General features: G+C 39.8%; 10 protein-coding genes. All 10 read right to left on the reverse strand.

Annotated elements, in window-relative coordinates; genetic code table 11:
* Positions 1 to 55: 55 nt before the first annotated feature.
* The 10 genes from ftsX to NST91_RS22510 all read right to left on the reverse strand — a co-directional run bounded on the left by ftsX (position 56) and on the right by NST91_RS22510 (position 12,288).
* Positions 56 to 949 carry a permease-like cell division protein FtsX gene (gene ftsX, locus NST91_RS22465; protein ID WP_341332925.1) on the reverse strand — a complete coding sequence of 298 codons (894 nt, stop codon included), beginning with the start codon at positions 947 to 949 and terminating at the stop codon, positions 56 to 58.
* Positions 939 to 1,625, reverse strand: coding sequence for a cell division ATP-binding protein FtsE (ftsE, locus tag NST91_RS22470; protein ID WP_341332926.1), 687 nt, complete (start codon positions 1,623 to 1,625; stop codon positions 939 to 941). The genes ftsX and ftsE overlap by 11 nt, the downstream gene beginning before the upstream one ends.
* A 619-nt stretch (positions 1,626 to 2,244) precedes the next feature.
* Positions 2,245 to 2,898 carry a nuclease-related domain-containing protein gene (locus NST91_RS22475; RefSeq protein ID WP_341332927.1) on the reverse strand — a complete coding sequence of 218 codons (654 nt, stop codon included), beginning with the start codon at positions 2,896 to 2,898 and terminating at the stop codon, positions 2,245 to 2,247.
* 838 nt (positions 2,899 to 3,736) lie between these two features.
* Positions 3,737 to 4,078 (reverse strand): cytochrome c551, encoded by a 342-nt coding sequence (gene cccB / locus NST91_RS22480; protein WP_121445819.1) that lies wholly within the window; start codon positions 4,076 to 4,078, stop codon positions 3,737 to 3,739.
* Positions 4,079 to 4,133: 55 nt separating this feature from the next.
* Entirely contained in the window at positions 4,134 to 5,000 is an 867-nt protein-coding gene (locus tag NST91_RS22485) for a YitT family protein (protein WP_341332928.1), read from the reverse strand.
* A 221-nt stretch (positions 5,001 to 5,221) separates the two neighbouring features.
* On the reverse strand, positions 5,222 to 8,980 hold the full coding sequence (locus NST91_RS22490; protein WP_341332929.1) for a lamin tail domain-containing metallophosphoesterase family protein: 3,759 nt from the start codon (positions 8,978 to 8,980) through the stop codon (positions 5,222 to 5,224).
* Positions 8,981 to 9,298: 318 nt separating this feature from the next.
* Entirely contained in the window at positions 9,299 to 10,102 is an 804-nt protein-coding gene (locus NST91_RS22495; protein ID WP_341332930.1) for a YfjC family protein, read from the reverse strand.
* 374 nt (positions 10,103 to 10,476) lie between these two features.
* Positions 10,477 to 10,635 (reverse strand): hypothetical protein, encoded by a 159-nt coding sequence (locus tag NST91_RS22500; RefSeq protein ID WP_341332931.1) that lies wholly within the window; start codon positions 10,633 to 10,635, stop codon positions 10,477 to 10,479.
* A 55-nt stretch (positions 10,636 to 10,690) separates the two neighbouring features.
* Complete coding sequence (locus tag NST91_RS22505; protein WP_341332932.1) at positions 10,691 to 11,032, reverse strand: hypothetical protein; 342 nt, start codon at positions 11,030 to 11,032, stop codon at positions 10,691 to 10,693.
* A gap of 23 nt (positions 11,033 to 11,055) precedes the next feature.
* On the reverse strand, positions 11,056 to 12,288 hold the full coding sequence (locus NST91_RS22510; RefSeq protein WP_341332933.1) for a hypothetical protein: 1,233 nt from the start codon (positions 12,286 to 12,288) through the stop codon (positions 11,056 to 11,058).
* Positions 12,289 to 12,393 lie beyond the last annotated feature (105 nt).

The raw sequence follows: 12,393 nt of genomic DNA on the forward strand, positions 1-12,393 counted from the left end.
GAAAAGGAACGAGAAATTAGATGTTTCATTTTCACAGGACTTTCTGAACATCATCTTATACTTTTAAGAACTTACGGACAGACATTAAGCTTCCCCAAACCCCAATGAACGCACCAATTAACAGTAAGAGTGCAGTTACTTGGAAAGCAAATGGATTAAATGGCAATAGCTCTAGGAATGTTCCGTTTAATTGTGGTTGAATCATGTCATATAAGTAATTATAGAATCCTAGGATTATTCCAATAGGAATCAAAGAACCAAGAACTCCAAGGAATAGTCCTTCTAGGAAAAACGGCCAGCGAATAAACCAGTTCGTTGCTCCTACTAGCTTCATAATCTCGATTTCTCTTCTTCTCGCAAAGATCGTAATTTTAATTGTATTTGAAATTAAGAACATCGCTGTAAAAAGAAGCCCGATGATCAATCCGATTCCAACGTTTCGTGAAACACCAACTGTACTGAAAATCTTTTCAACTTTTCCTTTTCCGTAGTTCACACTGTAAACATACTCCATTTTTTCAACTTTATCAGCAACCGCCATAATCTCTTGAGGTTTTTTCGTTTCTACGATAAACACATCATGAAGTGGATTACTTTGTTCGTATAAAGCAAAAACTTTTCCATCTTCTCCAAAGCTATCAATCATCTTTTCTAACTCTTGATCCTTTGATGAGAAGGTGACAGTTGCAACCTCAGGAATTTTTACAATTTCTGCTTTCAAGGCTTCCTGCTGTTCTTTTGTTGAGGTTAGTTCCGTGTGAACACTGATACGAACATCTTTTTCAAGTGATGTCGCCATGCTGTTCAGATTCATCATGATGACTAAAAATACACCTACTAGGAGTAGTGTAACGGTAACGGCGCTGACAGATGCAAATGTCATCCATCCGTTTCGCCCTAAGTTTTTTGTACTTTCACGTAAATGACGGCGGAGTGTGTTAAGCTTCATAACCGTACTCCCCCTTTACCTCGTCACGCGCAATTTTTCCACTTTCAATGGCAATTACACGTTTTTTGATCGTATTCACAATTTCACGGTTATGAGTCGCCATTACAATGGTCGTCCCACGGAAATTGATTTCTTCAAAAATGTTCATAATTTCCCAAGACGTCTCTGGATCAAGGTTACCCGTAGGCTCGTCCGCAATAAGCGCACCTGGAGAATTTACGATTGAACGCGCAATCGACACACGTTGCTGTTCCCCACCAGAAAGTTCATCTGGTAAATGTCGTGCTTTGTGTTTAAGACGAACAAGGTCAAGCACATCCATTACACGTTTTTTGATGTTCTTCGGATTTTCTTCGATAACCTCAAGCGCGAACGCCACGTTTTCATAAACCGTTAGACGTGGTAACAGCTTGAAATCTTGGAACACGACGCCAATATTTCTACGTAAAAGAGGAACCTTCTTTTCTTTTAGTTTAGCAAGATCAATCCCGTTAATGATGATTGAACCTTTTGTCGGCTTCTCTTCACGATACATCATCTTAATGAACGTCGACTTCCCCGCACCACTCGGACCAACGACATACACGAACTCACCTTGATCAATTTTTACATTTATTCCATTAACGGCCATGACACCATTCGGATACTTTTTAAAAACGTCTTTCATTTCTATCATTGCTAATCACCTATCATCGTTTTTTTATCCCTCGTTTAACCGGAAGTAAGAACCCCACCGATCTCAGTGGGGATTATATTTTTCTTGTTTAGTAATCTATTTATATTATAATGTAAGCGCTTATGTCCATATAGACATACTTGTGCTTCTATTGAACTATGCAACTAGAAATTATAAGCCAAAATGAGGATAATTTCATTACTTTTTTCATTATAACATCATTTTTCGTCAAAATACGACTCAATTTTATTACATTTTTATTTCATACTAGTTAATGTTTGATGGGATAGGGGTTAGCTGGTGGGGTGTAAATATTGGAATTGGGGCAAACGGTACATCCTTCCTTTTTTCTCTCCTACATACTCGAGATTCATAGTTTTTATCAATCGAAAGACAAATTTACTTGATGGGATTTGTAAAAAATCACGTATTTCCTCGTTCGTAAATACTGGTTTTATGAGCAAGCTATAATCCTGAAGTGCTTGAATAAACGCATCTTGAGATTTCGTATAACAATTATCACAATACCAATAGCCTCTTTTTCTTTCAATCGGGAGAGCGGAACATTTTGGACAATGAACCCCTCTTAAAATTTCAGTTTGAGAGATAGAAAACTGTACTAGTGGGTCAGGCTTTTTAGGGTATCGTGTTTTTCAATGGTCCCCGCTATTCTCTTCATTTCCTTCATTGTCAACGATTCTTTCGTATGTCTATTTTGAAATTTTTCAAATGTAAATGGGAGATTTGCACTATGCATTACTTTTGTGAAGATACTTGGTCTTGACGCTTTAATGATTGTCTTTGGATCACTGATAATGACTAAATGTTCGATGGGCAATAGCGGTAACTTCCTTTGAGTGAGCCAGTTTTTGAATTGGCGGGAATGTCGGAGCGATTGCAAAATTGGATTATGCATACCCTCTTCTTCATTGTTCAAGGTTCGTATCATTTGATTAGAATCATCTTCAAAATATAAAGTTCCTGTTATATTTTTGATTTCTAGGATTAGATAAAAATAAGGTGTAATTATGAGGGTGTCAATTTGGAAGAAGCTTTTGCCATCTGTAAGTCTGATATCGTGCAAAATGAGGAATTCGGGTGTGTCGATGAGCTCCAAATAATAATTTAACGAAAGTTCTCCCCGGTAACCCTTCTTTCTTTTGACTAATTCGACTTGAATTTGTGGTCTTTTGGGATGATCTTGCGGGATTCTCTGTAATAATGCTTCAAGGATTAAAATAATAATTGGAACTGTACGCACTTTTCTTATCAAATACATCTACTCCTTTCATTTTTATTGGGTATTCGACATTTTTTTCGCCTTTCCTGCAATTTTGATAAAAATATTTCACCTGGTCAATGGAGAAAGTTTTAGATATCGGACAAAGTTTTGATTTTATCGGACATTGTTGCTGGGATATCGGACATTCATCCACATTTATCGGACACAACTCTAAATATATCGGACATTCTCCACTTTTTATCGGACATAACACTATTTTGTCCATATTAAAAGCCTTCCGGTACATCCGGAAGGCAGACTATCTAATTAGATTCTTCGATATCGGACAAAACTTTGATTTTATCGGACATTGTCGCCGGGATATCGGACATTCATCCACATTTATCGGACACAACTCTGAAGATATCGGACATTCTCCACTTTTTATCGGACATTACACTATTTTCGGCCATATTAAAAGCCCTCCGGTTCACCCGGGAGGCAGACTATCTAATTAGGTTCTTCGATATCGGACGAAGTTTTGATTTTATCGGACATTGTTGCCGTGATATCGGACATTCATCCACATTTATCGGACATTACACTCTTTTTGGACATATTAAAAGCCTTCCGGTACATCCGGAAGGCAGACTATCTAATTAGGTTTTTCGATTTCGGACAAAGTATTGATTTTATCGGACATTGTTGCCGGTATATCGGACATTCATCCACATTTATCGGACATTGTCGCCGGGATATCGGACATTCATCCACATTTATCGGACACCACTCTGAATATATCGGACATTCTCCACTTTTTATCGGACATTACACTATTTTTGGACATATTAAAAGCCCTCCGGTTCACCCGGAAGGCCTGACATTCTACTTATTTTTTCTCAGCTAACCAAGCAGCTACTGCGTCTTTTTCTTCACCTTTAATGATGCCACCAGGCATTGCGCCTTGACCATTTTCGATGATTCCAGCAATTTCATCTTGGCTGTATTTAGATCCGACCTTTGTTAGGTCAGGACCTGCTCCACCTGACAAGTCTTTTCCGTGACAAGATGCACAGTTTTGTTGAAAGATTTCTTCAGCGTTAACGGTAGCTTCTCCACCGCCATTATCACTTGCTGGTGCTTCTCCTGCATTGTCGTCCCCACCGCCACATGCAGCTAAAGCGAAAACAAGTGATGATCCTAATAGAAAACTAAATAGCTTACGTTTCACAGAATTTACCCCCTGTAATAAATTTTTCCATTATACAATTTTTATTATACCCCTTTTACGCTCTTTTAAAACCCTCTCCTAATACCTCTGAAGCGTCCATAACGACGACAAATGCAGATGTATCAACACTTTGAACCACTTGTTTCAATTTTGTGAACTCTTTTTGATCGACTACACACATGAGCATCGGTCGCTCATCGTCAGTGTAACCCCCATATCCAGAGAGCTTTGTCACACCTCTGTCCAGTTTGTCAAAAATCTCCTGTCGCACTTCGTCCTGACGATTCGTAATAATGAGAGCCATTTTCGAATTACCTAGACCTACCTGTACCAAATCAATCGTTCTACTTGTAACGAAAAGTCCAATTAACGCATAGAGCCCACTCTCAATATCGAACACAATTGCCGCGGTCAGAACAATCAAGCCGTCAATAAAAGCAACACTTTTGCCAAGAGAGATTCCTGTAAACTTATGAACAATCTGAGCGGCGAGGTCTGTCCCACCTGTCGACGCATTGCCGCGGAAAGTAATACCGAGTCCCAAACCTACTCCAATTCCTCCAAATAAAGCACCAAGCAATGGATCGAATGTTGCGGGTTCCAGATTTCTAGAAAGATAAACAACAAATGGTAAAAAAAGAGTGCCAATTAACGTCCGTGCACCATACACCTTCCCTAGAAAAATGATCCCTGCAATGAATAATGGGATATTAAATGCCCACTGGACATAGGCTGCTTCCCAACCGAAAAGGGAGTTCAGGATGGTACTAATCCCGCTCACACCACCAGATGCCACCTTGTTCGGTAGTAGAAACAGATTAAACGATAGAGCCACTGTGGCCGAACCTAGTAGTATGTATATGAATTCCTTTACCTTTTGAAGTGTTGGGTGAACTTCGTGCTGACGTCTTCTTCTATTCATGAAACTACCCCCGTATACAATCCTAGCAATTAGCTTCATTTTAAATAATAGATGCCTCTTGCCTTGCCTAATTACGCCAAAATAACCTTTGGAAGTATAACACGGCTTCAAAAGCAAGTAAACGCCAGCAAAATAACGTGGTAAAGCAACAAAATATACACCTACATCATTAGTTTGTAACGATAAATAAATTATTATTACAAAATAATGATTCTTCCCAACTACTCGCTTAAATTTTTACGAAATGTCCAAATATCTGAGACTACCCGTCCTGTAAATTTATCTTCAACCACAGTATACCACGAGTATGAACGGTCATTTTCAAGCCCCGTCCACAAGGCCTTTGCGGTTTTACCACTTTTCGCCTTATCAGTCCCGATTACCCTGTCTGTATAAACATTGACCGTAAAGTAATCAGTTGCGACCCGCTTCGTGACTGGTGCTAAATCCATTTCAATTACAAATTGGTCTTTCTGCGGATAAATATCTAGGTCATAAAAATTATAGTCATCCATATAAGGTGAGTATGTTTTAACCAAAATGCGATTGTTATCTTGGTCAAAATGCAGGAGCCTCATATAGCCTTGGCCACCTTCTGGACCTGCTTGATAGTCGGCCAACATTTGCGTAACGGTGCGATCTGGATTACCATCACCATCATCATCAATTTCATCGATAAAGGTTTGTGCTTCATGATAATGACCGCTCAATACCGCCATGACATTTTTGTTTGGTACGACAATTTCATTATAGAGTTTATCTCCCATCGGATGTCTCGTACCTGTCGCAAGTAAATATTCATGAAAGCTTAAAATCGCTTTGCGATCCGGATAGGCTGCAAGCACCTTATTGACCCACTCTATACCTTCATCCGTTACGTCCCAGCCAAGGTAGACCATGATAAAATCATTGCCACCTACCGAAATTAAATCGTAGTGCCCACGATTATTTCGGTACGAACCACCATAATATGGCTTATTGTTAAAACGGTCCTTCCCAAAATAACGATAGAACTCGGAATAATCATTATTCACCTGGTCAACGTCATGGTTCCCGGCTAACACACCGTATGTAATGTTGTTCTCATCCAACACCTTCATATATTTATCCGCATTTCGCCACTGCTTCTTTTTCCTCGATTGATTGACCAAATCACCGGTATGAAACACATATTTGATACCTAGCTTTTTCTTCATTTTTGCAATCCATTCCGTTTGTTCCTTAAAAATCTCCGGATAGCTCTCAGCGTAAAATTGGGTGTCGGACATCCAGACGAAGGTGTAATCAAATTCTTCAGCAATTTCGTCTTGAATCAGGACATTGATTTTCGAATCAAGTACATAGTTACGGACAGACACATCAGAAGCAAGTTTAAAATCTTTTGAGCCTGCTATCTTAAAATCAAGCAAAACCCATTTTCCCTCATTATGATTCCATGCGTACATCGAAACTTTTCGACCTTCAAGTGAATTCCCTTTCCATAAAAGCTCAACCCTGTCATTGTCACCGAGAGACTCATCAACCGTGACATCAAAACGGTGGTACGGGAATTTTGTGTCAGAATCCGTAACTAAATAGCGGCCATCTGCTTTTGAAACGAGTGAGATGTCTTCTGTTGTGAAAGCATCCTCTCCTTCTGGAAGCATCCTTTTAGGTGGCTCATGCTCGGTCGCATTTTTAAATCCTTTCACACTGGAAGTTACGTCATGCTTGTAGGCTTCATAAAAGGTAACATCAAGCTTATCCTTTGTTGGATCTTTCACCTTCACTTGTAAAAGTGGATCCCCTTCACTCTTTCCCTTCGGAGAAATGCGCTCTGGTTTTTTTGGGTTTTCATTCACCACTTTAAAATAGAAAACATCCTTTGTTTCATTTCCTACTTTGTCAATCGCATGTACTTTGAGCTTATGTTTACCTGGTTTAAGCTTTGCGGACGATGTTTCAAACGGAACCTCAATTACTTCTCCATCCAAGATTACCGTCTTTTTTTCAATACCAGAAAGCTTATCCCTCACGTCAATATTAATTGTAAAGGCCCCTTTGTATGGTTTATTTTTCAGATTTGTTTTGACAGTTGGAGCCCTATTATCGACCAAAACTTGTGAACGAACCATTTTGTCACCAGCCTGTACTGTGACGTTATGTTTTTTGTCGTGCACCTCGGTTGTGTTCCATTTATAGGTGAACGAACGGGCCTCTTTTTCCGTAATCGTAAAGGTAAAATCGACATGCTTACGCTGATCCCCCATGTTCAAGATGCGATTTGGGTCGTTGTAAATCGGATCTTTGATCACCGTTCCATCGCCTAGAATGAGTCGAACGTTTCGCAATTGAAAGTCATCGCGATTTTCCCTCGACCAAAGTTCAAACGGCGAAGCTTTGTTTCCAGAACGAATCGTGATTGTTGTGTTGCCTACGGGAAGTCGCTCAGGCTCAATTGGAATCGTGAATGTCTTCCATTTCGTAAGCCAATCCTGGTCCATCACATGTAATACTTCCTTGCCCATCGTGACAGCATTTTGAAAATACGTATTCAACCCATTTACCTCAAACGCAAAATAGGCGGTGTGTTCAAGTGAACGATAGATGCCTTCCTGAACCTCATTTCCGTTAATCATCAGCTTCAAATGCGTATTTTCTTCTGAAGTAGCCTTGATTATTTTCTCTCCCCGAAGCATTTCTTCATTTTTCAGATTGAGTCGTAGACTTGAGTGGTCATGTTCATTCTTGATGTTAACCCGATAAGTCTCACTTTTCACCTCATTGCTTCCATCGGAAACGACATAGTAATAATCGATATACTCGCGGCCAATTAATGCTGGTGCATCAATCGTGTGATGAAACAGTAAATCATCGTAATTCTCATGTAAAATGACTTCATCGAACTCGTTATCCTGGTCGATTTTATAATGTAATTTAACAGATTTAACGGTATGGTCGTCTGTAGCTTTTGCGATGAGCTCCAGGTTGTCTTTTTGATTGACTTCAGAATTTAATGTTAAATCCTCAATACTCGGTGGGACAGAATCTTCCTCAATATGAACAGGCTTTTTCGGTACCTGGTAGCTTTCTACCTTACCAGGAGTCGCATCCTTTGTGCCGATTCTTTTAGAGACCGTGGATTTGTTGGTTGGATATCGGTATATAATTGCCTTGTCAACTTCTGTCTTGTTATAGTATGCAACTGAAATTTCACGATGCGTATTCGTTCCAATCACGACACCCCGCATGCTTTTGTTTGCCATACCGCCACTGTAAACCCGCACAATATCCTGATTTTCCTTCAAGTTAGTTCCATAATGTGCATTAAAATCCTCCACCGTCTGCTCGCTATTTTCGCCATTGATGATCCAGAGCACAAGTGTTTTGCGGGCAGGAATGACCACATTCTCTTTTACAGAAGGCCACATCACATCTGTTCGGGGATTCTTTCCATATCGATAGTAGAGTTTATAATCCTTAAAGTTGATTGCTTTGTTGCTGTTATTGTAGATTTCTACAAATTCAAATCCATCTGCACTGCCCACATTCGTTGAGTCTGGAAGAACCTCCGTCACAAGCAGCTGAGGCATTTTGGTATAATCGATTTCTTTTTGAATAACTTGTATGGTGTTCTCGTCCGTTTTTTCCGTATTGGTTCCGTCACTTGCCTCGATATAATAAGTGATTTCATCATATACGTGAAAGCCCGGGATTTCGGCAATGTATGTTTTTTCCTCGTTCAATTGCATCGGGATTGCTTTGAAGTCATCTGAGTTACCTGTCTTATAAAAAAGTGTTACATGTTGAATGGTGGTGTCATCCGTTACACCAGCCTTTATTTTGATGGGTAATAGCGGCTCACTTGTTGTTTTCGGATTATGTGTGATGACAGGTGAATGTGTGTCCCGTTGTGCAACTACCATGTCTGGGCTTACTGTAGTTGTTAAAAGTAGTAAGAATAGAACAGCTATTTTCAGCACGTGTTGCCAAAAAATCATACAGCATACCCTCCAGAATTATTTTCCAATCTTAGTTTGCCAATTGCTTATAAAATGATGTATTAACTAGAATGAAATAAGCAAAAAGGACTAGATTCTGGATAAAAAAAAGACGACTTATGAAAGTCATCTTAATCAGATACGCCAAGGCGTATCTGCGCCCAGATTTTTTCGCGCCCACGCGAAAAACTTCATTTGAAAATCTGTGGCATCCGCCGGAGGCTTTAACTTTATTCAAATAAGGTTAAAACAACACTTAATATAATTCCTAGCACTTATCCTAGTTACAATATCTAGGGGAAATAGTCCTGAATAAAGTTAAACTTCAATAGCGGCTGCCACGGTGCCTACTGCATCGAGCATTTCGTGCCATTCCTCGTATGTATTTAGTTTAATGTGGACTGGATTTTTAACATCCTCTTTATATTCCACAATCCACATTCCTTTTTTGGATGGTAAAAAGAAGACGATGTTCGCGAGTAGAAAATCACCTTCAATGTTCGGAATCTCGAAGTGTGAAATATTATAAAGTGACCATTCATGCTCTTCTAGATCCTCAATGAATAAATTGAAGCTCTGTTCCTCAGTCGGTGTTAACTTTGCTTTCTTCCGGACCTTCTCTGTTTTTGACTGGTCACTTAGCCAATCGAATAATTTGTCTGTGAGGAAGAATTCGTGTGTCCCCTCGATTTTTGTACCTTCGAACGAATAAAAGTCTTTGATCACCGTTGGAATTTCATCATTTGATAATAATGCAAATTCATGCATGATGTCTTCTGCGATGACATGGGCAAGCCAGATATCTTCTTCGAAATGGTGGATCATTAATACGTTTCGCCCCATCATATTCGAGCAACGGATCATCCATTTGGATTCTACGTATTGCTTGATAAAAATTTGCATTTCTTCGCTAAGTGGATGCTCATCCTCACCTGTTTTATTTGGGTCCCATAAGGACTTGATTACCAACTGGTGGATCGTGGATTCCATGATGGCGTCCCATTCTTCAGGAGACTTCTCTCCGTACGAAGCTTCTGCAATACCTTTGGCAACAGTTGGGTATCCACACACTGTAACCAATAATGCCAATTCCTCCGTCGTACATGTTAAAGCATGTTTCATGACGGGTACCTCCTTTGTTTTTTGAATGCTATGTTGTAGTTTAATTTATGGTGTCTAGCGGTTTCTTTGTTTTGTACCGTCATCCCTTTAGGTGCTTAGTGGGTGGGGGACGATTACGATTGAGGAATTTTCTTACCCTCAATCCCTCGATTGCTTGACTGTGAGGGTACGAGTACGACCTATTCTTACCCTCGACCACTCGAGCGCTTGATTGTGAGGGTACGAGTACAGCATTTTCTTACCCTCAATCCCTCGCTTGCTTGCCGGTGAGGGTATGATAAACATTTTTTAGCATCACTCAATCAACTTAATTCCTACTAGAAAACGAGGTCGTTTTACAGTGTAATCTATTAGGATAATAAAGGTGATAAATTTTAGAATTGGATTTTTGTGTTCCTGGAAATACCTAATTCCACATGTTCAACCAGTGCATCCCCTAGTAAAATGGTTAATGCGCTGATACCAACTTGAAGTGAGAGCCACCAGATTAACAAAGTTGTAATTATTTCTATTATTTCTACTGAATTGTTCATAAAAACTCTTCCATTCTATATTAGAAACTTGTCCTCACATACCCGCCTTGATCATCTATAAAAATACTGCATGCAGCGCAGTTTTAATAATATAGTAGACAAGCATAAACAGAAGTCCCAAAACGAGTGTAATGACTAACATGAACAGTCTCCGCACAATCCATGAAAATCGGTCTAGCTTTTTGTAAATGAGTGGACCTATTCCAAATAAGAATAAGACAATAAAGGTAAAAAATTTGAGAAAGGGATTCTTTGTGTTTCTAAAAACCCCTGTTTCTACGTGTTCCACCATCACATTTCCTAGCAAAAACGTAACTATACATACGACGAACTGAAGTGTTAACCAAGCACCTATAACAGTAGTGATTAATTCAATTATTTCTGCAGTACTATACATAATTTTCATCCTTCAATTTTGATTTAGTCAAACCAACTACTAACAGATTTGAAGACTGATTTCCCAAAATCCTCAACTGCTCCACCAATCTTTTTACCAACATCCTCTGCAAATCCAGCTGCTTTCTGACCAAAATCCTTTATTTGATCACCATACTTAGAGCTGACAAATCCACCTACTAGTCCTCCAACAGCTCCACCAACTACGATTCCCACAGGGCCACCGAAGCTTCCAATCATAGCGCCAAGCTTCGCACCACCTGCGATTGCAACCATATCTGCTCCAACTCCTGCACCAAATCGGACAAATTTTTCAGTCATTGATAAATTGGCGTTTTTGGGGTCTACAAACTCTGTTGCATTCGCCCCTACAGAGATGACCTGACTCAAAATTGGTATTCTCTTTGCAACACTTGTAAATCCTCTTGCATTAGCTAAGCTCTTCGCTACGTCTTTCGAGCCAATTGTAATACGATCTTGGAAACGCCCCATTAATGTTGAGCCATGCATGGCTGCATTTACATTTTTCGAAAAACCTGCAGCATGCTTTAATAGAGCAGCTGGCCCATTATAGGAGCTGACGAAGGAATGTATGGTTCTTGTAACAGCATTCGAAGGTGTGGACCTTGAAAAATTATGGATATACCTTGCTATTTTCGAACTATAGCCACCTCGACTCGTCCAGGAAGGCTTTGCAGTTACAGTGAATTTATATCGACCGCGAAATTTTTGCCATATGGTAGGCTTTCCACCAATATAGTTTATTTTTAAATTGCGCATTAAAAAAGAAGATGTTGCCACAGATAATAACTGTGACCCTACTAATGCGACGTCCCCCGCACTTAACCCTTTATTAACGGAGTCAAAGTAAGAAAGGATTTTATGTGCTAGTGAAGATGTATCCTTGCTTGAGGATTCAACATTTTTACCATTTGCTGGCTGATTTGCCGGGGCCATACCCCGAACTGCCTCCATCGCCATAAACGAGGTGTTTAAATATCGCTCTGTTGACGAATAGCGAGTTACAGCTAAATTTAAAAAGGACTGCAGCTTTCTTACTTTTGCTTCCAATTGATCAATTGAAGAAGTTACCTCTGTTAGTTGCGGCCGGATGGAGGTTCTAGCTAAGATTCGATAATCAATGGAATTTCTGACAGAAGCCACGCCTCCTTCAACCTGTGAAAGTTTTGAGGCTACAGACCCTACCATGGGACTTAATCCGATAACTTGATTCGGTTTAATCGTGATTCTAGACAAAACGATGCCTCCTTTTATTCTATTATAAATCAAATACGCCTTGGCGTATTTGCGCCCGGTTTTAGGCCAACACGACGTGGGTCACAAAGACGTTGCCACAGGAAG

It is taken from the genome of Ferdinandcohnia sp. FSL W7-1320 (assembly GCF_038050315.1).
GTDB classification, from domain to species: Bacteria; Bacillota; Bacilli; order Bacillales; family Bacillaceae_L; genus Ferdinandcohnia; species Ferdinandcohnia aciditolerans.